The sequence below is a fragment of the Domibacillus robiginosus genome, from assembly GCF_000966195.1.
In the GTDB taxonomy this organism is placed as follows: Bacteria; Bacillota; Bacilli; order Bacillales; family Domibacillaceae; genus Domibacillus; species Domibacillus robiginosus.
The window spans coordinates 359,482-382,896 of record NZ_LAHL01000003.1 but is presented as its reverse complement, the minus strand read 5'-3'; the positions used below and the strand labels follow the sequence as shown (position 1 = coordinate 382,896).

At 46.6% G+C, this 23,415-nt stretch carries 20 protein-coding genes and 1 pseudogene; 3 read left to right on the top strand and 18 right to left on the bottom strand.

The window, feature by feature from the left end; genetic code table 11:
- Positions 1-76: 76 nt before the first annotated feature.
- From VP97_RS02585 to VP97_RS02565, 5 genes are all read right to left on the bottom strand, one after another.
- A complete protein-coding gene (locus VP97_RS02585) occupies positions 77-1,141 on the bottom strand; it encodes an ABC transporter ATP-binding protein (protein ID WP_050180100.1) in 1,065 nt (354 codons plus the stop codon).
- The gene (locus VP97_RS02580) at positions 1,138-2,862 is read right to left on the bottom strand and encodes an ABC transporter permease (protein ID WP_050180099.1); all 1,725 of its coding nucleotides are present in this window, start codon (positions 2,860-2,862) and stop codon (positions 1,138-1,140) included. Before VP97_RS02580 ends, VP97_RS02585 begins: the two co-directional genes overlap by 4 nt.
- Positions 2,863-2,874: 12 nt before the next feature.
- A complete protein-coding gene (locus VP97_RS02575) occupies positions 2,875-3,903 on the bottom strand; it encodes an ABC transporter substrate-binding protein (protein WP_050180098.1) in 1,029 nt (342 codons plus the stop codon).
- 235 nt (positions 3,904-4,138) lie between these two features.
- Positions 4,139-5,884 (bottom strand): methyl-accepting chemotaxis protein, encoded by a 1,746-nt coding sequence (locus tag VP97_RS02570; RefSeq protein ID WP_050180097.1) that lies wholly within the window; start codon positions 5,882-5,884, stop codon positions 4,139-4,141.
- 125 nt (positions 5,885-6,009) lie between these two features.
- The gene (locus tag VP97_RS02565; protein ID WP_050180203.1) at positions 6,010-6,462 is read right to left on the bottom strand and encodes a GNAT family N-acetyltransferase; all 453 of its coding nucleotides are present in this window, start codon (positions 6,460-6,462) and stop codon (positions 6,010-6,012) included.
- Positions 6,463-6,817: 355 nt separating this feature from the next.
- On the opposite strand from VP97_RS02565, the gene VP97_RS02560 reads away from it, so the two are divergent.
- A complete protein-coding gene (locus VP97_RS02560) occupies positions 6,818-7,210 on the top strand; it encodes a PAS sensor domain-containing protein (RefSeq protein WP_050180096.1) in 393 nt (130 codons plus the stop codon).
- A 105-nt stretch (positions 7,211-7,315) separates the two neighbouring features.
- Here VP97_RS02560 and VP97_RS02555 read toward each other — a convergent pair whose 3' ends face one another.
- Together VP97_RS02555 and VP97_RS24425 are read right to left on the bottom strand one after the other, a co-directional pair.
- Positions 7,316-8,296 (bottom strand): S-layer homology domain-containing protein, encoded by a 981-nt coding sequence (locus VP97_RS02555; RefSeq protein ID WP_050180095.1) that lies wholly within the window; start codon positions 8,294-8,296, stop codon positions 7,316-7,318.
- Positions 8,297-8,434: 138 nt separating this feature from the next.
- Positions 8,435-8,839: pseudogene (locus VP97_RS24425) on the bottom strand (DUF3600 domain-containing protein).
- A 244-nt stretch (positions 8,840-9,083) separates the two neighbouring features.
- On the opposite strand from VP97_RS24425, the gene VP97_RS02545 reads away from it, so the two are divergent.
- Positions 9,084-11,129: a bifunctional diguanylate cyclase/phosphodiesterase gene (locus VP97_RS02545; RefSeq protein WP_050180093.1), complete on the top strand. Its 2,046-nt coding sequence runs from the start codon at positions 9,084-9,086 to the stop codon at positions 11,127-11,129.
- Positions 11,130-11,502: 373 nt separating this feature from the next.
- On the opposite strand, the gene wrbA is transcribed toward VP97_RS02545, so the two are convergent.
- The 10 genes from wrbA to VP97_RS02495 all read right to left on the bottom strand — a co-directional run bounded on the left by wrbA (position 11,503) and on the right by VP97_RS02495 (position 21,118).
- Positions 11,503-12,192, bottom strand: a complete 690-nt coding sequence (gene wrbA / locus VP97_RS02540; RefSeq protein WP_050180092.1) for an NAD(P)H:quinone oxidoreductase — start codon at positions 12,190-12,192, stop codon at positions 11,503-11,505.
- 15 nt (positions 12,193-12,207) lie between these two features.
- Positions 12,208-13,512, bottom strand: a complete 1,305-nt coding sequence (locus VP97_RS02535; RefSeq protein ID WP_050180091.1) for an amidohydrolase family protein — start codon at positions 13,510-13,512, stop codon at positions 12,208-12,210.
- Between the two features lie 15 nt (positions 13,513-13,527).
- Positions 13,528-14,775, bottom strand: coding sequence for an amidohydrolase family protein (locus VP97_RS02530; RefSeq protein ID WP_050180090.1), 1,248 nt, complete (start codon positions 14,773-14,775; stop codon positions 13,528-13,530).
- The gene (locus tag VP97_RS02525; protein ID WP_050180089.1) at positions 14,768-16,114 is read right to left on the bottom strand and encodes an FAD-binding oxidoreductase; all 1,347 of its coding nucleotides are present in this window, start codon (positions 16,112-16,114) and stop codon (positions 14,768-14,770) included. The genes VP97_RS02530 and VP97_RS02525 overlap by 8 nt, the downstream gene beginning before the upstream one ends.
- Before the next feature lie 18 nt (positions 16,115-16,132).
- Positions 16,133-16,954 carry a creatininase family protein gene (locus VP97_RS02520; RefSeq protein WP_050180088.1) on the bottom strand — a complete coding sequence of 274 codons (822 nt, stop codon included), beginning with the start codon at positions 16,952-16,954 and terminating at the stop codon, positions 16,133-16,135.
- Between the two features lie 16 nt (positions 16,955-16,970).
- Complete coding sequence (locus VP97_RS02515; protein ID WP_050180202.1) at positions 16,971-18,005, bottom strand: ABC transporter substrate-binding protein; 1,035 nt, start codon at positions 18,003-18,005, stop codon at positions 16,971-16,973.
- A 41-nt stretch (positions 18,006-18,046) separates the two neighbouring features.
- Positions 18,047-19,393, bottom strand: coding sequence for an FAD-binding oxidoreductase (locus VP97_RS02510; RefSeq protein WP_425388427.1), 1,347 nt, complete (start codon positions 19,391-19,393; stop codon positions 18,047-18,049).
- Between the two features lie 534 nt (positions 19,394-19,927).
- Positions 19,928-20,146, bottom strand: coding sequence for a hypothetical protein (locus VP97_RS02505; protein WP_050180086.1), 219 nt, complete (start codon positions 20,144-20,146; stop codon positions 19,928-19,930).
- Between the two features lie 63 nt (positions 20,147-20,209).
- The gene (locus tag VP97_RS02500) at positions 20,210-20,713 is read right to left on the bottom strand and encodes a hypothetical protein (protein ID WP_050180085.1); all 504 of its coding nucleotides are present in this window, start codon (positions 20,711-20,713) and stop codon (positions 20,210-20,212) included.
- A 159-nt stretch (positions 20,714-20,872) separates the two neighbouring features.
- Positions 20,873-21,118, bottom strand: a complete 246-nt coding sequence (locus VP97_RS02495; protein ID WP_050180084.1) for a hypothetical protein — start codon at positions 21,116-21,118, stop codon at positions 20,873-20,875.
- A 543-nt stretch (positions 21,119-21,661) separates the two neighbouring features.
- On the opposite strand from VP97_RS02495, the gene VP97_RS02485 reads away from it, so the two are divergent.
- A complete protein-coding gene (locus tag VP97_RS02485; protein WP_050180082.1) occupies positions 21,662-22,480 on the top strand; it encodes a YwqG family protein in 819 nt (272 codons plus the stop codon).
- An 80-nt stretch (positions 22,481-22,560) separates the two neighbouring features.
- On the opposite strand, the gene VP97_RS02480 is transcribed toward VP97_RS02485, so the two are convergent.
- Positions 22,561-23,394 (bottom strand): STAS domain-containing protein, encoded by an 834-nt coding sequence (locus tag VP97_RS02480; RefSeq protein WP_050180081.1) that lies wholly within the window; start codon positions 23,392-23,394, stop codon positions 22,561-22,563.
- Positions 23,395-23,415: the final 21 nt, after the last annotated feature.

The following is a 23,415-nucleotide window of genomic DNA, read 5'->3' as shown; positions in this document are numbered from 1 at the left end:
ATTCCAGTAATCAATGGCCAGAAAGTAGAATCCGGCCTTTCTTCAGGCTTTTGTCTACTAAAAAGCAGCTCTCTCCTTAAAGAGTAGCTGCATGGATGTTTTTTTCTGCTTTTAAGCTTAAGCTGACGGTGTCGCCTATTCTGTATTTCGGCTGAAAAACAGATTGATGGACCGTCCAGTTCTCATTTTCTACTTCAACCATGTAATGAATTTCTTTGCCCTGATACTGAACAGACAGAATCGTGCCTTTCAATCCTTCTCCTTTGTGGCCCGTCATATGCCACTGTTCCGGACGAACCGGACATAGTCCCTGCTGTTTTAAAGAGTCCGCAATGCCAATATCTGGCCACTGTTCCCAAGGAAATTCATTCGGGACGAAACGGTTTTGGTGCCACTTTCCTTTTACCATATTGCACTTGCCGACAAATGAAGCGACAAAGGCGGTTTCCGGTTTTGTGTACACCTCTTCGGGTGAGCCGATCTGCTCGATTTTGCCGTTATTCATGACGATAATTTGATCTGCCATCGCGAGCGCCTCCCCCTGATCGTGTGTAACATACACAACCGAGGCATGGGTTTCACGGTGAATGCGCTGAATTTCATTGCGCATCTCCATGCGCAGTTCAATATCAAGCGCACTGAGCGGTTCATCCATAAGCAGCACGTCCGGCAGCGGCGCAATCGCTCGTGCAAGTGCTACCCGCTGCTTTTGGCCGCCGGACAGCTTGGACGGATAGCGATCAAATAATTGCTCGAGCCCGACCATCTTCAATACATGCTGCGCACGTGCGACCATGTCCTGCTTCCATTCATCGCGTGTGTGGCGGTGATGGCGCAGCGGAAACACGACATGTTCATATACCGTCATATGCGGCCAGAGCGCAAACGACTGAAAAACCATGCCGATGTTTCGCTTCTCGGGCGGAATAATCCGATTTTTTGAAGCCGTCAGCCGGCCGTCTATGTGAATATCTCCTGAAGATGGCTCCATAAAGCCGGCCAAAAGCTTTAAAAGGGTTGTTTTTCCACAGCCGGACGGTCCAAGAATTGCGATAAATTCTCCTTTTCGTATGTGAAAATTCACCTCATGTAAGGCCGTGAAGGAACCGTATTTTTTTGTTACATTGTTTACTTGAATCATTGCTTTTTCATCACCTTTCGCTCCCACTGCCTGCCGAAAGCAGTAAAAGATAAGCCTCCTGCCAAAATGGCCAGCACAAGCACACTTGCAAAAGCAGTGGAATACGTTGTATAGCCCGACTGCTCATAATTAAAAATAACGACACCAATCGTTTCCGAGCCGGTCGACCAGAGCAGGCTCGAAACCGTTAACTCTGTCAGCACCATTAAAAAAACGAGCAGGGCGCCGCCGGCAAGCCCCGGAAACAGCAGCGGCAGTAAAATCCGCCTCCACCTGGTCCAGCCGTGTGCGCCGGACACTCTCGCCGCTTCTTCCATCGATGGATCTACCTGCAGCAGTGCGGTGTAGCTTCCTCTTACCTGCAGGACAAAAAAACGAGTTACATACGCGATAAGCAGGATCCAAATCGAGCCATACAGGCCAGGATTCCAGCCAGGAATTGGCTGCATCCAGGCGAAAATCATGCAAAGGGCGAGCACCGTTCCCGGCAGTGCGTATGGAATCGTTACAAACAGCTCCATCAATGTTGGCAGAAAGCCTCCTCCCCGGTAGCGTACATAAGCCAGAGCGGTTCCTGCTACTAAACAGATGACTGTTGTGACAACCGCCAGAGATACACTGTTCCACAGGGCAGAGCCGGTTTTAGCATCTTCTAAAAATACATAATGATAATTTTTAAGGGATAGATTCTCTGGTCGAAACGGCAGTCCATATGCTTTTACAAGTGACAGGGCTCCCATAGCCAGAAATGGCACCAGGCTGGTCATTCCTAAAAATAGCCATATACTGGCTTCAAGAAGCCGCTGGCGCCACGCTGTCAGGAAAATGCGCGGCGATGTGTCACGGACAGCCGTTTCCGTCACCCGGCTTCTTTTTAGCAGCAGCCACTGTACAAGGGTGCCAGCGAGTGCAATGGTACCGAGCAAAACGGATAAAACTGCCGCCCGGGCAAAAGCAGATGGACCGAATCCGGCAATCTGCTCATAAATGTAGGTGCTCAGCACACGAACATTGGCAGGAATACCCAAAAAAGCAGGTATCCCGAAATTATCCAGGTTCGTTAAGAACGCCAGCAGGCCTCCGCCAGCAATACCGGGCAATGCAAGCGGCAGCACAATTTTCATCAGGACATGTTTTCTGCCGGCTCCAGCTGTTCTCGCTGCATCCTCCAGCTCTCGCGGAATTTTGCGGAATACATCGACCGTAAACAAGTACACAAGCGGATAATGAGAAATCCCGAGCAGAAAAATAATGCCGCCCATACTGTACAGGTTAGGTGCCCAGCCAAACAACGAAAATACCGGCCCGCTTTTGCCCAAAAACTGAATCCAGGCCAGTGTCGTAATATACGATGGAATAATAAACGGCAGAAAAATAAACAGCTGGATCCACCGTTTTCCACGCAGGTGCACATAAGCCATTGTCCAGGCCATTGATACGCCCAGTACAAGCGACAGCAAGGTTGACCCGGTAACCGTGTAAAGCGTATTTTTAACGGCTGTCCATGTAGCTGCTTCACGGAGTACATGAGTATAATGAGCCGCCGACCATGCCCCATCCTCCAGCACGCTGAGCAGGAGAAGGCGAAGAACCGGTACAGCAAACACAAGGATGACAAGCAGAAGGCCGAGTATCATAAACCATTTTTTTATTGCGAAAAAAGAAGAGAACGAAGGGGCTTCTCTTCTTCTTTCCGGTGCAACCGATTGAGGTGAAATCATGATAACCTCCTTCTACTGCTGACCAAACATGCCGCCAAACAGTTCCTTGTCCTCTTCACGTGCTTTCAATAATTCAGCTGTGTCGGCGCTCAAAACCTTCATTTCATCCAGTGTACGAAGTCCTTCCGGCGCTTCAATTCCTTCCCGGATTGGTGTGTAGCCGATTTCCGAGGCCAGCTTTTGTCCTTCCTCGGACAAAACAAAGTCCACGAACGCTCTGGCTGTTTCTTCGTTGTCTGTATTTTTCATAATACCGATCGGCTCAGTGATAACCGGCACCCCTTCTTTCGGGTAAACAAGCTCCACCGGCGAGCCTTCCTGCTTTGCACGTGCCGCTACAAAATCAACAACCATTCCGTACGTTTTTTCACCAGATGCGACGGCTTCAAGCACGCCGCCATTCCCTTTGGTAATGCCCATTCCGCTTTCTTTCAAGCTTTTGTAAAAATCCCAGCCTAATTCTTCCTGCCTCGTTATCACGCCCAGGTTATAAGCGGCGGCACCTGAATAAAATGGGCTCGGCATGATGCTTTTTCCTTTTGATTGTTCGTCTGTCAGCACATTCCAGCTTGTAGGCATGCCCTCTGCTTCGTTCGTATTTACGACAAGCCCGGTCGCCATGACCTTTGTGCCCGTGTAGGCGCCGTCCGGATCCACAAACTCCTCTGGAATATGGGCGGCTTCCGGTGATTTATAATCCATCAGCATATCCGATTCTTTTAAGCTTTCAAACGTGACTGAATCGGCTACAAGCAGGACGTCCGCCTGAACACTTCCCGCCTGCTGTTCCGCCTGCAGCTTGGAAATCACTTCTTCGGTGCCAGAGCGGAACGTTTCGACTTTTGCTTCCGGATATTTGTCTTGAAATGCTGTTACAAGTGCCTGCGCATCCTGGTCCGGCTGCGACGTGTAAAAGCTAAGCGTACCGGATACACCGCCCTCTTTTTGTTCTTCAGCCGCTTCACCGGACTGCAACGCTTCTTGTGAACAGCCTGCTGACAGGGCTGCAATTGCCATTACTGGCAAAACATATTTACGCATAAAAATTTCCTCCACTTCTTCTAACTCGATTTACTTATCGTTTATTGTAGCGGTTCATTGTGAACGAAGAGTAAAAGGGAAATAAAAGTTATGTTGAATTCTTGTAAATAGGTGGAAAACCAAAAAAGGCTCTACAGCAGGTGCTGTGAGCCAATTGTAAAGATAACGTAAACGAACCTGTTCTTTTCTGGAATAATGAACAGCCCTTTCTCAAAGGACTGCGCATTATTTGTAATTACAACGTAAATTTTTGATTTAATTCATTTAACTCGCCAGACATCATTTGCAATTTGTTTACCTGGTCCTGTGTTGTATGTGCCAGCCCATTCATTTGTTCAGCGGATGCCGTCACTTCTTCGATGCCAGCTGCACTTTGCTCGGAAATGGCTGCCACCTCTGAAAGAGAACTAGTCATCTGACTCTGGCGGTTCAGCACTTCCTGCAGGCGGCTTTGCATTTGTTTGATCGACTGGTCCATGGACTGAATCTCGCCTGCCATGCTTCCAAAAGCAGCACCAGTTTGGTCCAGACCGGTTTTGCTCGCTTCAACCTGCTGGAGGCTCTTCTCCAAAAAAGCGGCCATTTCATTGGTCGTTTCATTCACGCTTTGGACGATGCGCTGAATTCCTTGAACAGATGTGGAAACCTGGTCGGACAGCTTACGGACTTCTTCTGCTACTACCGCAAACCCTCTGCCCGCTTCACCGGCTCGCGCCGCTTCAATGGCCGCATTGAGTGCGAGCAGGTTTGTTTGGTCTGCGACCCCGCTGATAAAGGAAACAAGTGCATGCACTTCATTCGTTTTTTCTTCCAGCTCTGTCACTTTCCGAACGGACTGGTGCACCATTGCACGGGTTTCATCCATTTGACTGATTGCCTCGGCCATCATTGCCTCGCCTTCCTTTGTGCGCTGCATCATCTCATTGGACGAGCCGGAGATCGCATCCCCCTGCTTGACCGTTTCTGAAATAAGAGAAGAAAAGCGGTTCATTTCTTCTGAAATACCCGTTGCAGCCCGGGCCTGCTGTTCCGTGGCAGTCGCCATCTCTTCCATCGTCACCGCAATTTGACCGCTTGATTCTTTCATATGGTGGGACATATCCTGTAACGCCTCACTATGTTCCTTTACATCAGTGGAATGAAGCTGGATATCTTTTAGCATGCTTTCTAGCGTATCGATCATCGTTTGGATTGACCGGCCCAATAAACCAATTTCATCGTTTGATGTGATCCCGGATGCATCCATTTCTCTTTTGGCTTCACCAATATGCCCCTTTGACACAAGGGCAGCTGCCGCGTTCAGCTTTGTCAGCGGGTTTAGTCGTTTTGTCAGGAACCAAAATAAAATCCCCAGCAGCAAAGCAAGTGTTCCTAGAAGTCCAGCCACAAGCAAGGGAAGCGACTCCTGAAGTACATTTTTCACGATTGACTGAACAAGACTGGCTTCCATATCTACACCGAGAACGCCAATTACCTGACCATCGAGATTTTTAATAGGAGCAAACGCGGACATATAGTCACCATAGTCTGGATCACTGACGATTTCTGTTGCGGCTGTTTCTCCTTTGAATACAGGCGCCACATCCTCAAACGTCGTTGCAGTGGTCGGCTCACCAATCGCAACCGCGTCTTCCGCTTTGGCCATGCCATCCACCATAATCCCAAGTGACTCGCCGTCTGCCTGCAATGTGTATACATACATCGCTCCCACTTTTTCCCGGTAGTCATTAAGCTGAATACGAAGTTTTTCGTACGTTTCATCTTTTTTCGGATTTGTTAAAAAACCGGCGTATTGCTCGGGTTCAATACTATCGGCAATCCGCTCAGCATGCAGGATCGATGTTTCCCGGACAGTTTGGTCTATCGCTTTTTTTGTATTCATGTACATAAAGGACCCAATCATAAGAAACAAACCGATCAACAGCACTGTTACAAGCACGATGACGGTTTGTTTCAGAGATCCTGTTTTTTTTCTTTTCATTCTGTTCCTCCTCACTCAATCGCCTGTTCAGCGCTCTCTTTTATTACATCGGCTTTTATGGCATTTTTTAAAGAAACATGCCGGTATTTTAACCTAAAAAAAAGCCCTCTGTTAAAGGCTTCCTGTTACAGCTCCCTCGCTAACCGAACCATGTCTCGGCACTGAACACCATTTTCCAAAATGGCTTCCTCATAATGACGGAGAAAAAAGCCATGATCGATCCCGGTTATGGAAAAACCGCATTTTTGATAAAGAGCCAGCTGTGCAAAACTTGAATTTCCGGTACCAACTTCTATCGTCCGGTACCCTTCGCCTCTTGCCTGCTCGATCGCATGAGCAATAAGCCTTTTTCCAAACCCATTACCCTGACAGGATTTCTTTACCGCAATATTGACAAGCTCAATTGTGCGGGGGCTGGTTGGCAAAAGCACATACACACCGATGACTTCCTTTCCTTTTTCAAACAGAAAGCAGCGGCCTCTGCTCACATATTGTTCGACAAGGTGACGGGACGGATCAGCGAGCAGCAGAAGGCTATAGGGCGGTTTTTCACCAGGCTGAAGCAGTCGGATGTTCATCATCGCTCAGCTCCTTATCAATTGGTTTATGTACAAACGACAGCTGTAAATAGAACAGCCTCCTCGTTTGTATAAGTAAAAAAGAGTGGTACGCTAGTCTGGACTCTTTATTTCTATTATTCTTTAAGTAGAAAGAATGGCTTTTTATTTTTTTCTCGAAACAGCTGCTTATACCATACTATATCACTTTTCCCCTTCTACATATCCCATTTTTTCCGTTTTAACTGCTCCAACCTCCTGCTTTTAAACTATTTAAACGTTTGACAATATAGGAAAAAGGGTATAAACCCACGGCTGAGCAACGATTGTTAAGCTGCCAATCTAAAAGGAACAGGCACACATAAAGGAGAGCCTTATGGAACTTTCACCTAAAAAACACGCTTCCTCATTATTGATTCACACTCTGGATTTGATCGAAGCAGGCGCTGTTATGACAGACACGTCCAAGCAGGATAATCCTATTGTGTTCGTCAACAAAGGATTTGAGCGTGTAACCGGTTATTCTAAACAAGAAGCAGTCGGTAGAAATTGCCGGTTTCTTCAGGGGGCAGACACCGATCAAGGCATCGTCTCTCAAATGAGAAGAGCCATCAAGCTTGCACGCCCATTTGAACGTATCCTTTTAAACTACCGTAAAGACGGGGGACAGGTGAGATCGGATTTGCCGCGAAGCGATGAAGACGAGCTCACCGCCTGCCCCTTGGAAAGCGGAGCCCCGCGAATGCCGCTTTTTCCATTCTTCGGCTAAGGACGGTCACTAAATATATAGATTTTGAGGGTGATTCAGCTGAATAACATCCTATTTCAACAGAATGAAAAAAGCACTCCCTATTCGGAGTGCTTTTTGTCTTCTTTATTGAACGGCTTTAGTTGCCGGTACGCCAGCTGGCTGCTCGAATGAATCAGCTATACTTGCACCAGACGTTGTAGCGGTTGCTGTAAAGTCAAATGGCGCCTCGATTACTTTCTCAAAGTCATCAACTTCCATGATTCCTTTTTTGCCGGTTAAATCTTCATTTTTATGATTGATCGTCAATGTTTTACGGTCCGGCGACAGGGAGTAAGATGTTGGTTCAAAGTCGGTCTGCGTCTGATCGCTGTATACAATAGAGAAATAAAGCTGGGCTGCCACATCTCTTGCTGAATACTCCTCTGGTACCTCTTCTTCAAGCGAGATACTCGTTGATGTAGCGGACGTCACCTGTGCTCCTGTTATTGTTGTGGCATAAGAACCGAACATAAACGTGGCGTAAAGCAGATTCGCAAACTCGCCGCGGGTAATGTTCTGGTTGGTGCCGTAGGATGTCGCTGTTTTTCCGCTTGTAATGCCTGTGCCGTATAGCGCTTCAATATAAGGCTGGAATACGCCTCCTGCATCCGTAAACGGCGTTTCTTCTGCGTATTCTTCCAGTTCAAAACCGGTTACAAGAAATTTAGCCATTGCGCCGCGGCTAAGCGGTTCGCCCGGCTTAAATTGTGTTTTGGTTACGCCAGACACAACGCCGTAGTCTACAAGCGCATTAACAGAGCCTTTTACACGGTTATTTAAATCTTTAAACCCAGCATCCGGGGCATTTTCTGTGTCCAGATCAAGCACATATGCCAGAATAACAGCTGCATCTCCACGTGTAAGTGTTTGCTGAGTGCCGAATTTCGTTTCAGAAACACCGTTAATCGCGTCAATGATATATAAAAACTCAACCGCTTCTGCATACCGTTCCCCCACGTCTGTAAATGGGAACTCATAATCATAATCTGCGCTTGCAGGGGCTGTAAAGCTTGCAACAGTGACAGTGGCAGCAGTAGCGGCGGTAAAAAATGTGTACTTATTCAAGTATGCTAGTCTCCTATCTAGGTGTATTGAGCTGATTTTAGCATCTAGAGGAAATTACGTAAATAGTTCGCTAGCATTGGAAAAATGAGTATGCTTGCAGGGTCTAATGGCACTTGCTACAAGCAGGACTGATTTTCCCTATTGCGGTTGCTGCTGAAAAGAGGCCTCCGCCTGTTTAGCGTTTACTTCATCGATGATTCGGACAGCTTCGGCCGCATTGCCGCTTTTGTTTTGGGCGGTGATATTTTCATAGGTGATCAGCGCATCAATATATGCTTCGTACTCAGCATCCGTCAGTACATCCTTGCTTGAAGGCTGTCCGTTTAATTGATCAAAATAAGACTGCGCCTCCATCAACACCTGCCTTGCCCGTTTTTTTCTTTTTCTGACATGTGGTCATAGATCACATTTCCTTCTTCATTCCCATATTGTGACCGATTGAAGTGCTTATTTAAACTGTCCAAGCTCTCCTTTTGCTTGAAGCAGCTTGGCGTTTAAAAGCATATAGTTCTCCATCGTAGCAGATACAAAATGCTGTTTCAGTTCTTCCCTTCATGCTCCTCCCCCTTTTTCAGCATACAAAAGCATGATAAGAATGCACGAAAAAATTTTTCCGCATTTTAACATATTTGCTTATCTTATGAATATTTTTTCTTTTTGAATGCAGCTATGTAGAATAATGTTCCTTTTTATCATCTTTTTTCGAAAAATAGGATGTTTATCCTAGAATAATAAGGAGAATTGTCCGATAATACAAATAGGACTGTGCAGAAATGAGGAATTCTTTATGTTTACATCTTCTCCTCCATCAGGATATGTGGAGATATCTGGGGATCATTCACTTTCATTAGTACTATTGTCGGTTTTTATTGCGTGTCTGGCTTCTTATACAGCACTTTCGTTAAATGAACGAGTTCGAAAAAACGGCTTTTTCCATCCGGCGCTCTGGCTTCTTCTCGCTTCTTTTTCGATGGGCTTTGGTATCTGGTCGATGCATTTTATTGGTATGAGCGCTTTTTCTATGCCGATGTCGATGCATTTTGATCTGCTGTGGACTTTTTTTTCGATCGCACCTGCGATTCTCGCTTCTTTTTTAGCGTTTTATTTAGTGAGCCGGCCCAAGCATTCTGTTCTTTCCTTTGCTCTTGCCGGCGTTACGCTCGGGATTGGCATTGCAACAATGCATTACACGGGTATGGCTGCTATGGCCACAAATGCCGTTTATCGGTACCATCCCGGCCTGTTTGTTTTATCCATTGTGATCGCTGTTGTCGTATCTTTTGTAGCGCTGTTTATTTTTTCCGAGCTGAGAAAATGGATGGAAAAATGGCCGATAAAGCTTTTCACCTCTCTTTTAATGGGGCTGGCTGTTTCAAGCATGCATTACACGGGTATGAAGGCGATCACTTTTTTCGCTTCACCTTCTGATATGGCGGGCAGCCACACTGCGCACGCCAATACAAATATGCTCATCATCCCAATAGCTTTCGGCATGTCTTTTCTGCTTATCCTGCTGCTGTTTTCCAGTGTATTAGACCGCTATATCGACTACCGGATCAGCTATTTCGATGGTCCTACCCGCCTGCCCAACCGGCGGTTATTTGAAAAAACATTAAATAAACCGACTGAACGCTGCAGTTTGGCTATCTGGCACTTTCAGAACCTTGAACAAATCAACCAGAGCTATGGCTATTCGTTTGGTGAAAAAGTGCTCCAGCAGATTGCGTGTACATTGCGGGAGGCACATCCGGGCTTTACTGATTTGTATCGGATCGGCACAAATCGATTTGCTTTTCTTGCACCTTCCGTAGAACCGGACATTTTGGTCCAGGCGATGAAGGCCATTGCATTAAAATGGAAGGAACCGATTGAGATTGAAGAAAAATGGATTGAACTCTCTTCGGTGTGCTCTGTTTCTTCAGTCAGCGGTACGGACAATCCTCATCAGCTGTATGCTGAAGCACTGGCTGTGCTGGAATATCCGCTTCTTTCATATGAACACGAGGTTGTGCTGTTCAACCCGTCTGTTCACAGCTTTTCTTTTGAGCAGGAGATTTTAAGCGGGCTGACGCGGGCAATGAAAAAAGATGAGCTTTTTCTTGTTTATCAGCCGAAAATTATGGCGGACTCCCACCGGCTTGCCGGTTTTGAAGCACTCATTCGCTGGCGCCACATGGAACACGGCATGCTGTCGCCAGGCATTTTCATTCCTATTTTAGAGCAGCATCACCGCATTAATGAGCTGACCGACTGGGTCATTGACCGGGCGGCCCGGCAAATTGCCGAGTGGGAAAAAAGCGGCCTGCCGAATCAAAAAATCGCCGTAAACATTCCGGGTGAATATGTAACATCTCCCCGTCTAAAGACAGTTTTGAAAAAGACATTGGAACGCTACCACATAAACCCGGAGCAGCTTGAGCTTGAAATTACAGAAACGAGTGTGGCCCAGTCTGCCGAAAGTGCCATTCGGGCCATTGGCTCATTCCGTGCCCAGGGATTTCCAGTAGCACTTGATGATTTTGGAACAGGTGTATCCTCCCTTTCCTTTTTGCGGCAGATGCCCATCACCACATTGAAAATTGATAAGTCATTTGTCGATCAGGTTCCACTGTCAGACAAAGATTCCGCGATTTTAAATGCGATCATCACGCTTGGCCAGTCGCTGAATTTACACATTGTCATTGAAGGTGTGGAAAAAGCCGAACAAGTTGATTTCCTGACGGGAACGGCCCGGTCGCTTATCGTGCAGGGATACTACTATGCAAAGCCAATGGTGCCGGACGAGCTGGCTGAATGGCAAACTCATTTTTCAGCGGCATCAAATGCGAACTAAATACATGCAAACAGCGGCTGTCTTTTAGTGAGACAGCCGCTCAGTGTGTAGACAAAGTCTTTCTCTTTCAAAAAAAGAGCCGCTAAGTGAAGCCTGCCGGACTTCACGTAGTGGTTTTGAAGATCAATCAGCCAAGGACTGGATAGATATTTTCTCTTTTTTTAAAGAAAAAATATGACATTGTAGCTCTATATAACCTTTGCACAAGGCACTTGGAGGCGGGATGGCAGCGCAGACTCCTATGGGACTAGCGAGCAGCTGAGACCGGGGAAGCCGCGAGGTGAAGTCGGGCTCAGCGCCTGCTCCATGGAAAGCGGAGCTGCTCGGACGCCGCCAATCTATCCCCTTTATGTGACGGTTATCAATCATTTGTCTACAGTCTGTGACTTTGTTTTAAAGAATGGGCAATCGCCGCCACCCGCTCTCCCATACGGGCCGCCATTGTTTGTTCTCCTTCGCATGGCTGCCGCGACCCATCCGGCCCGGCGAGTGTAGAAGCTCCGTATGGTGATCCGCCAATCGCCTGGTCCGTCAAATATTCAGGATTTTTTGTATAGGGCAGTCCCACAAAAATCATTCCAAGATGAAGAAGGGGAACGAGCGAGGTTAAGATTGTCGCCTCATGTCCTCCATGGATTGAACCTGCACTTGTGAACACGGCGGTTGGTTTGCCTTCCAGCTCCCCCGTGGTGCAAAACCCGCCTGCTTGATCTAAAAAAGATTTAACCTGACCCGGCATCGTGCCCAGATAAGTGGGAAAACCCCACACAATGCCGTCAGCTTCGCGCAGATCGTCCATTGTGGCAACGGGAATGTCTGCTTGTTTTTTTTGAACGAATTCGTAATCCTCTATGCGTTTTGTTAATTGAAAATGCTGGCCAAGTTCGGAAGGCACTTCTTCACGCCGCTGCCGGGCAACCTGAAGGGAAGGATCCGAAAACTCAGGGATCCGCACCCTTTTGCAGGTGACGCCTTCTATCCTTTCAGCCCCAGCTGCTACAGCCTCACTTAGGGCAGCAATATGGCCAAATGCGCTATAGTAGATGACCGTAATGGATGTCATCGTTTTCCCCGCCTCTCACAATGGAATGTTCACAGCCGACCAGTTATAGGACACGTTTGTATCCATAACAGACAGCCATTTTCCATTTCCGAAAACGGCACGCGTCTGCGTCAGCTCGGTGAATAATTCTTCCACCGAAAAAGCGTGAATAAGGACAAAACTCGCTTCATTTCCAACTCGAAGTCCTTTTTCCTGCTGCCTGATAATCGCCGAGGCATCTTCTGAAATCATACGCAGAAGATCAATGACATCCCTTTTTCCGCCCATGTGCGCAGCATAGCCCGTAATTTGAGCAATTTGAAGCAAATCGCCCCGCCCGAATGGATGAAAGGGATCACACACATTATCAGAAGCCGTTGCAACGAGAATACCAGCCTCCCTCAGCTCTTTTATCCGTGTAACACCGCGCCGGACCGTTCCCTTATCTCCTCTTCCCTGCAAATAAAGGTTTGCTGCCGGTAGCGTGACGGCGGTTAAAGAGGCTTCTTTCATTTTTTCCATCACACGGTCGGCTTTTGATTGATCCATCGCAGCAAGCGAGCATAAATGTCCGACATTCACCCTTCCCTCATAGCCATGTTTAATGGTTTCTTCAGCAATGGTAAAAATGGTGTCGACATTCGGATCGTCACTTTCATCTGTGTGAATATCAAGCGGCAGATGGTGCCGTACCGCATATTTAAACAGCTCGCGAACGCCTTCATGCGGCTCCTCGCCAATGTGTGGAGCGCCACCGATGCCATCGATGTCCAATTGAAAAAGCTGATCAATACGGGCCCGATCCTGCTCATCATATGGATAATAGGGGAGAAGCGGATAAACCTGAATATCAACAATCGATTCAAATTCTTTTTTTAGCTCAAGCGCCATACGAACACCGCGAAAGGTCACATCCTCACTTAGCCGGGTGTGAAAATCAATGTGGGTTCGAATCGACCGTGTTCCGTGAGCCAGTGCGGAAAGTACCGTTTTCCTCATACGGGCTTTCATATTTTCGTCTGTTACAAATTGAGAAGCCTGCCCATAGCTTGCAATGGCTTCCTGCAGTGTACCGCTGACGTTATGCGCGAAGGGAAGTGAATGCGATTTATCAAGATGCATATGAATATCAGAAAAAGCTGGAAGCAGCATAGCGCCAGCCGCGTCCCACACGCCATTTTTTTCTGCCTGCACAGCCGGTGAAAACGAGAAAAGAAGGCCTCCGCTTTTCATCTCTTCCTGTGCATCCACTGAAATAATCGCACCGTCTTTGATCGTTACGTTATAATACAGATTTTCATCCCAAATCGGTATGCGTGCGTTTAAGATCGTCATCTCCATCTTCTTCACTCCCTTTTATATAAAGGCCCGTTCAATCATCAGCGTTGTTTTGGCTGGAATTGTTTTGCTAATAATGCGCCCGCGAGATAAAACAAGCTCTGCTGGAGGCTGGCGCCGCAGCAGGTCATGAGCATTTTGGGCTGATACAATAATCAAATGAGCCGGGTGCCCTTCTGCCATACCGTAGTTTTCAATGCCCAAAACACGCGCTGCATTAACAGTCATCATGTTATAAACCGCATCAAAATCATCGGCTCCCGTCATGTGCGCTTGATGCAAAAGCATATGACCGGCTGATAAAAGCGACCCTGTTCCGAGCGGGTAAAAAGGGCTTAAAAAATCATCATGCGCAACGGCTACATTGATCCCTGCTGCGTGCAGTTCTTTTACTCGTGTTAAGCCGCGTCCTTTCGGCCAGCTATCCAGTCTGCCCTGCACAGCGGTACTAATAAGCGGGCAGGTAACGATCTGAATGCCGGATGCTTTTATTGAGCCGATCAGCCTGCGCGTATATGCCTCGGGATAATACGCCATTGCATTTGCATGGCTGATGGTCACCCTTCTTCCCATTCCGTTTTCCCGGGCAAGGTCAGCAGCTGTCTCTACAAAACGGGAGGCACCATCATCGATTTCATCACAAAAAAGATGAATATCTGCATCAAATTCATTTGCCACCTCAAAACAAAGCCGAAGAGATTCCACTCCTTTCTCACGCGTCGGCTCAAGATGCGGGACTGCACTGGCGCAGTCTGCCCCCAGCTCAAGCGCCCGGCGAAGCTGGCTGGCACCGTCTCCGGTTAACCCATTTTGCGGAAAAGCAACGAGCTGCAGGGTTAAAAAAGAAGCAACCTCCTTTTTCACCTGCAAAAGAGCACGCAGAGCGGTGAGATCAGGGTCTGACACATCTACCATTGTCCGCATGTACAGTACACCCTGCTGGACCATTTCGTTAATAACGGTTCGAGCTCTTTTTTTCACATCTTCCTCTGTTAAAAAGCGGCTTCTATATGTATTCCAGAGCTCGATGCCTTCAAAGAGCTCCCCCGACTCGTTCAAATGGGGGATACCGCTGGTGAGTGCTGTATCAAGGTGAATATGCGACTCTACATAAGGGGGAAGCGCGGCCCTCCCTTCTCCCTCAATCACCTGGCGAGCCGGTGCGGCAAGCTGGCCAATTTTTACGATTTTTCCGTCTTGAACCGCAATATCACATTTGGTTTCTGAAAAAAGAAGGTGTACATTTCGAATCAAAAGATCATACACGGTCCGTCACCTCCACGCGCTTTGTTTTACCGGGATTCAGCAGATTATATGGATCGTTCACCCGCTTTGCCGCGCAAATGTGCTCAATCCAATCATCCTTTCCGCCTTCTTCCAATATATACGTATGCGGATTGCTGATGCGAATACCTATTTGACGGCATTTCTCCATGATGGCAAACAGCTGCTCATCTGCTTTGTAGCAGATCACTGGCTGAGAGCTCGGTACCACCTGCCCGCCTGCTTTGATCCATTCCACATGCATAAAAATGTCATCCGGAAAAGCAGCTGACAGCTCGTTCATTTGCAGCCGGAACTTTTCAGGGTCAAAGCGTGCCTGTACGTACGTATCATCAGGATAATCTTTCATTCTCCAGAGGGTAACATGATTCCAGCTAAAATCGGTTGCTCGAAGACGCTGTGAAGCTAGAAAAGTATTGAAATCTACTGCCCACTTCCCTTGATAGGACTGGCCGATTTGTTGAACATAGTCTACATCCTGAGGGGCTATCTGCAGCAGCACAATATGCTGATCTCCCGACAGCAAAGAGCGAAGCGGCTGAAAAGAAGCCGACAGCGGCGCAGCACTTACTGAAACAAGCCGCTTTTGAATGTGCTTCCCCTTCGCAACATATTCAGAAAAGAACAGCGCATCCTCCCAGCGTTCAAACTCAGCAATCATGCTCTGCCAGCTTGTTTTTGGCGCAAGAGCGATGGTAGCATCGACGATTACACCGGACAAACCATAGTTATGAATATACCTGGCCAGCTCTTCCTTGCCGTGTACCGTAAGCCGCTTCGGCTTTTCCTCCAGTGTCATGACCGTTAGTCCAAGTACATTCCCTTCATCCCAAAGAGTGCCGTATTCAATGGAGCCGATTCCGCCTGTACCCCCCGCAATGAAGCCTGCGAGTGTCGATTTCATATAAGTAGACGGGTAAAATCGCAGCTCCTGGTTTGTTTCGGCTAACAGATTCTCCAGCTTGCCGAGTGTGATGCCTGCTCCGAATGTTCCAAAGCCTTTCTCGATGTTTTTTACTTCATTCAGCTTCGTTGTATCAAGAATGATCCCGCCCTGAAGCGGTACAATCTGACCGTAATTACCCGTGCCTCCCCCTTTAGGCACAACAGGTATTCGGTGCCGGGCGGCAAATGACAGCAGCTCTTCTAATTCATCTTCATTCCTCGGAATTGCTACACAGTCCCCTGCATACCCAGACAGCTGCTTTTTCAATACGGGGGAATACCAATAGTAGTCCCGGGACATCTTTTTCACATAGGGTTCATCCAAACGGATGACCTCTTCGCCAAATGTCTGCTGGAGTGATTGAATCCTATTCATCATACGCCTCCTTTTTCATTATCCCTTTGCTTCAACGGAATTTTTCCGGAACGCTTTCATCTCAAATGTGCTGATCTGGCGCAGCGTATCTGCCATTTGCATCCCGAGCCTCTCGATCGTCTCCATTCCTTTTTCTTTTGTGGCATACGCTGCTTCACCAGAGATACCCGAGACAGACAGATCATCAATGAGCCAGGCAGCGTAAGGACCGCCTTTTATATCGACCGCCTGTTTATAATGGTAAAACTCTACCGGGGCCTGCTCCATGTGCACCCACTCTTCCTCTAAAGCTAAAATTATGGACGTTTCCACATCGCCGCCGTGAATACCATATTGCAGCTCTTCCTTTGAATACAAATCGGAAAGCGTGGCTTTAAAATCCATGACATTCATCCGGAACACCATCAGCCCTGTTTCGATCCGGATTTCCCTTGCCATCATATTTAAAAGATCCAGATTGCCGCCGTGCGTATTAAACAAAACGAGACGCCGAAAGTCGCTCGCCTTTATGCTTCTGCCAATGTCGAGCACCACCTGCTGAAGTGTGCTCGCTGATAGAGTCATTACGCCTGGTTTCCCAAAATGCTCATTGCTTTTTCCATACGGAATAGGCGGCAGCAGCCAAATCGAATCATCCTGCGTAAAATGTTCAAATACAGAGGTGACCATTCCTTCTGCAATAAGGGTGTCCGTGTATACCGGCAGGTGAGGGCCGTGCTGTTCGATAGCGCCAACTGGCAGCACAACCGCTCCTTTTTCTTTGTTCATCTCTTTTATCTCTTTTGTAGTAAGGCGCGGCAGGAAAAATTCCTGCCACGCCTTTTGCTGCTGACGGCTCATGCGCACTCGCTCCTTTTTATTCTGCTTTTTCTAAAAATTCAGTCGTGTATACGTCAGCTGGCTCCAATTTTTTCTCGATTAATTTAAGCTCATACACCTGGTCAATCAAGGTTTGCCAGCGCTCTTCTGTCATAATGCCGACACCCTGCTCCCTGGCATCGCCACCAAACACAAGCTCTTCCATTTCACCCGTCGCGTATTTCATTTGTTCATCCGTTTTTTCTGAATCTAACGTTTTAATATAATCGTATACTTTGGCCGGCTCTTCATGAAACGCTTCCCAGCCTCGTTTTGTTGCATTTACAAATGCCTGCACCATTTCCGGGTTTTCTTCCATAAATTCTTTTGTTGTAAACAAGACGTCTCCATAAGGCGAGTAGCCCGAATCTGCGATGAGTAAATGGCCGGTTTCAACACCCTGCTCTTTTAAGTAATACGGTTCCGATGTAACGTACATTTGCGAAGCTGCTTTTTTGTTGGCCATGAACACTTTATTGTCTCCTGTATAAGTACGCAGCTGTGAATCGTCGATATCATACTCACTGACGAGGTACTTCGAGTAACCGGAGCCCGGTGCCGAATAAATTTCATAGCCTTTGCCCAGATCATCAAACGTTTTGATCGGCTGGTCTTTATGAAACATAATGCCCTGCGGCGTTTTTTGGAAGTTGGCGAAAACGGCCACGAGCGGAATACCTTCATCAATGGCGTACAGCACCTGGTCCGCCTGCGCCATGCCGAACTGCGCTTTGCCGGAGGAAACAATTGAAATAGAGGATACCTGCGGGCCGCCTGGCTCTGTCGTCATCTCAATGCCCTCCTCTTCATAAAATCCTTCCATTTGGGCGTAATACTGCCCCGCGTTTTCCACCTGCGGAAACCAGCTCGTAATCTGTTTCATTTTAAAAAGCTCTTCACTTCCTGCTTCCGCCTCTTTTTCACCCGAAGTGCCATCGGATGCCGTTCCGCTGCAGGCAGTTAATGCCGCGATTGATAAAACCGCTACTGCTGATCGCATTGCTTTCCATGCCGAAAATGATCTTTTTTCCATTTCTCCATCCTCCATTTCTCTCCTATGTAAGGAAAAAGCGGTTATCCCTTTGTCATGCCGCGAATCTGCCTGTCATCCGGAATCTTCTCTTGATTCAGCAAATCAAACGGATCGTTTTCTTTCTTTTTCTGTGCAATGGCCTCCATCTGCATATCCCAGCCGCCAGCACCAAGCAAATACGTATGCGGATCATTGGTTTTTGCACCGATATCATCAAAGTAGCGAATCACTTCATACAGCTGCGCCTTTGACTTGAACTTTACCAGCGGCAGCGCAGCCGGTACAAGACGGCCTTTATCACGCAGCCATTCAAAATGGAGGAGCACCTCGTCTCCGAATCGGTCTTTGATTTTTTTCACCTGATCGTAAAGCTCATCAATCGAAAAAAAGTTTTGTAAATACGTCCATCTTTTATCCGCTTTTAACGCCCACAGCGTCGTATGATTCCATGTAAAATCAGAAATGCCGATCCCTTTCCGGTACGCATGAGCAGGTACGGTATAGACCGCTTCTCCTCCGAAATGATGAGCTTCTTCTTGCAGTACGGCTTGCTGGCTTTCTTCAATTTCTATAAGAATCAGGGCCCGGTCAGGTGTACCAATCTGCTTTTGAAGCGGCTTGAAAAAAGCAGAAATAGGCGCTTCCATTACAGAGACGAGCCTTTTTTTCCACCGCGCTTCCTCCGCGATTTTCTGTGAAAAACGAAGTGCGTCGTCAAATCTCTCGAACGCGTATATTTGCTGCATCCAATTTGATTTTGGCTTAATGGGAATGGTGACTTCCGTCATAATGCCGGTTGTGCCGTAGCTATGAATGTACGGCTGGAGTTCGTCTCCAGATACAGTCAGCTCCTGAGGAATGGTTTCCATCGTTAACATTTTGGCACTTATGACATTCCCATCCCACAAATTTCCCCATGCAACCGAGCCGATCCCGCCTGATCCACCTGAAACAAAACCGCCAACCGTTGCTTTTACAAACGTGGATGGATAAATGGTCAGCTCCTGCCTGGTTTCATGAATGGCTTTTTCAATTTCTCTTAACCGGGCCCCTGCCTGCACACGCACAAAGCCGTCACCGATTTCTAACACGCTGGTCAGCCGGCTCAAGTCAATAACGAGTCCGCCGGTCATCGGCACAGACTGGCCGTAGTTTCCGGTGCCACCGCCACGGATGGTGACTGGCATTTTCTCAGCAACAGCGCGACGCAGCGCTCCTTTTAATTCATCCTCCGTTTCCGGTATGACGACGTAATCGGCGGTTTTACCTGCCAGCTCCTGTTCCAGTACAGGAGAATACCAGTAATAATCTTTAGACAGCCGGGCAATGATATTTTCGTCTTTTATAAAAGCCGGTTCTTTCACTGTTTGATGCAGCTTTTCCTCCAACTCATTCACCTCTTTTTTAGTCTAAAAATTCAGATTATTTGAAGCGGTTGCTTTTTCTTATGTTATTTCTAGTAACATCATAAGCGGCTCTTAAAGGACGAACAATGGTTAAAATCACTAATTTCATCATTCGTCTATTAGATAAAATAACAATCTATAGCGATTTTCTTACATAACATAAGCATCTTAACCAAAAATTACGTCAGATTTTCTTACATACAAAAAAAGAAATCCAGTATTGGACTTCTTTTTGATTTATCTATTTAAAATGGACTTTTTTATCTTTTCTACCTGCACGACCTAAGGCTTATATATCGAATGTAACAGGATCAAACACAATAAACACAACGAGTTTCCTTCCTATGAAGCGATGCGGACAAAAAATACCTTGAGCTGACTCCGTGCAGGCTGTCTCTTGCTGAATAACTGATATTCTTTTTAAAAAGAAGACAGGTGAAAAAAAGGAACCATATCAATTGAGCTGCGGAAAGCAAACTCAAAAACATGTTACTTACGCTGTTCCTGCATTCTTTTTTAAAGACTATCAGTTTTTTCATCACGCTGTTTTTCCTCGTAAGGGATCTGGTGTTTTGTTTCATGGGGTGGTTTTTCGCGGTTTGATGTAAGCGATCGGTTTAGTTCAATATCATCATAAGGCGTGTAATAATTATTCGGCACAGAATTCTTTTTCATATATCTCAAAATCAGAAAGGCGGCAATGACTGCGATTATTACAATAAAAAGAATTGGCATCTGCTTGCTCCCTTCTATTGGCGTTACGTTCATTTTATACCATTTCTGGAAATTACACTAACACTATTGTGACTGCTTCTGTGAATCGCTTTTGTCCCAGCAGTCCCAAAGCCGGAACAGGATCGCTGCCAGAAGCGTGGCAGACAGGAACATAAAAAACGTATTTACATTGAAATTTTGGTTATTGATATGAATGGATAGTCCGGTGGTGATGCTCTCTACGTATTGCTCATCGATTCTACTGTTTCGATCAAGAAGAGCCTGCCGGATGGTTTCCCGGTGTGCCTGGAGCGAGTGGTGGCGATAAAAAAACGCAGCTGCTAAATGGGCAATTAGGATCACTGCGGCAACCAGGTACATTTTTGCTTGAATCGCATAAAAACGCAGCCATGACCACCAGAGCACCGTTATGATAAGAAACAGCGGAATAAGCCCGATGAGTAGGATCAAGGCGGGGTTGCCATTGCCGGATGACGTTCCCGGGGCCGGTGTCATCCGAAACCCAACCATAAACAAACCAAAAACAATAAACAGGAAAATGGCTAATGCTGTTTTAATTGCCTTCATTTGGTCTCCTCCTCTTCCTAAAGTACTGTTTTTTGAAAATAATGTAAACAGTTTTTTGTAAAAAAGCCGCCTTCCGTGAAGACAGCTCTTAGTGTTGAAAAACAAAGAGGTCAAGAGGAAATTTGTTTTTTCAAAAAGTATAGGTGGCGTGTTTCTTTTTTAGCCTGCCCGAAAGCCTCTCCTTTTGAAAAACAGCGTCAGTGGGCTGCGGGCTGGCGGCTTCGCTTTTCTGCGGGGCGAACGATGAACCAGCCATCGCTTCGCGCTGTTCGTTTCATCCTGTCCGCTCGTCCCGCGGAAGTCTGCGCCGGCAGCCCTCCGCCCGTTGTGCTTCTGAAAAACGGAGAGGTTGACAGGGTTTTTCCGTTTTTTCCAGCAAAGAAAGGGAAACACATTAGGTCTCACTGGCTTCTTTTCCTCCTCACAAAGGCGGCAGGCGCGGGGCGTAGACTCCTATGGGACTAGCGGGACAAGTGAGATCGGCTTTGCCGCGAAGCGGTGGAGACGAGCTCACCGCCTGCCCCTTGGAAAGCGGAGCCCCGCGAATGCCGCTTCTTCTATGCTTCGGTTAAGAACGGTCACTAAATAAGTAGATTTTGAGAATGATGCAGCTGGATAACCTCATATGAGCTGCCTTCTGTGAAGACTGCTCTCTCGTTTATTTTCCATATACTTGTACTTTTGTAATATAGCCGTCGGCGAATTGGTTTTTTGTGGCTGCTCCAAGCTCCAGCAGCACAGCTGCCCGTCCAATATTTCAGCCCAATTCTAGTATTCTTCCACTGCAGTCCGTCCTTCTTTTTTATCGTATACAGCAAGGCAGTGCTCAAGTTCTTCTGGAATGTACCCATGCTTTATTTTCTTTCTTTTAATCTAGCAAGTAATTGGGTTTCTTTTCTTTTTTTGTTATGATTTTGAGGAACAAATAATCAAAATCGAGGTGTACCTATGAAAAATGTCGAGCAGCAAGTGAAAGCACTGATTCCAAAAGAATGGCAGGAGGCTTTTTTAAATACACAAAAGGACATTGTGGAATTTTCCTTTATGACAGACGGGGAGCTTCCGCTGACCACATCCAAGGCGGGCGGTGTTGGGTACATTCCGAAAAGCATGACATTTCCGGTAAATCCGGATGGGATGCCCTTGTCGCTGCTGGCACAAATTAACTTTGCAGAAATGCCGGCGCTTGACCCGTACCCACCACACGGCTTGCTGGCGTTTTATGTAGATTACTATGATGATTTGATTGGCGCGGATTTTGATGATTATGATAATAAAAACGGCTACCGGGTGTTTTACTTTGAGTCGTTTCACGAAGAAAGCTACTCACGCGAAGAGCAGGCCGCAATGCATGAACCGTATGAGGATGAAGAAAAATATCCGATCGTTGATACAGAGCTGGCCATGATTCCATCTCTGTCAAAGCAAATTTTGATGACTGATTCTGTTGAATTCGAGCGGGCTTTCCAAACAGGGAAATATGACTTTAAGGGCTTTGACACCTATGATGACAAATACGAGCCGCTTATGGGATTCGGTACACAGCTTGGCGGCTACCCGAGCTTTACCCAGACAGACCCGCGTGAATATTTGGAAGATGGGAAAGAAAAGGATATTCTTTTGTTTCAGCTTGATTCATGCTTTGGCAGGGGACAGGACTGGGAAATTATGTGGGGAGATGCCGGCATTGGCAACTTCTTTATTTCACCAGAGGATTTAAAAGCGAAGAACTTTGAAAAGGTATGGTACAACTGGGACTGTTCTTAAAAACAGCTCTTTTCCCTATTTTCCTCATACAAATAGGGAAAAGACTCTTCTGCTAAAGACGGCTTCGAAAACTGAGGTTACTATATGGCCTGATGAATTAAGTATTTATTTAATGCCTGCTGCAAGGTGCCGAGTGTTTCCGTGTTTGAATCGAATGAAAGTCCTAAGTGGATCATTTTTCTGACGACTTCCGCCCGCAGCCCTGTAATAATCGTTCGACATCCCATTAATGCAGTGCCATCAATAATCTTCATTAAATGATCGATTACGTCCGCTTCCATGTCAGCAATGCCGGACAAATCCATAATTAACGTTTGAATACGAGAAACTCCAATTTCTGTAAGCACTTTTTCCTCAAGAATTGATGTCCGGAATGTGTCTACTGTGCCGATCACCGGCAAAATGCAGACGGAGGTGTTAACAGGAATAATCGGGACCGATAAATTTTCAACCATTTCCCGCTGCGCCTGAATCAAGGCGTCCTTATATGTAGAATAACTAATAAAAAACGTATTTAAAAAAGTATCAACCTGTGTGTTTATGTACTTCTCTAGATGGAAAAAGTCAACTGAAATGGTTTCTTCAATGGATTGATTGTACTTTTCAATAAATATCCAGAGTGTCCGGCGAATCGCCTGTACCCATTCTAGTTTAAATGAAAGCTCAATGGAATGAGTCGCCCAGGCAATCCCTTCCTGTTTCGCAAAAGCCTGAAGCTCCGGCTCCTGCCTCTCAATGATAAACCCGGTTAACCGGTGGGCATTGTTAACAAGATCAATATTACCGATCTTCAGGATCTCATCGATTTTGTTTCTTACACTCCCTGCTTCTGATAGCAATGTTTCCTCGAATGACTCTTTGTTTGCTTCAAAAAACATTTTCAATTTGATTGAAGGCTGAAAAGCTTTTTCCATTTCTTATCCTCCTCTGTAGAT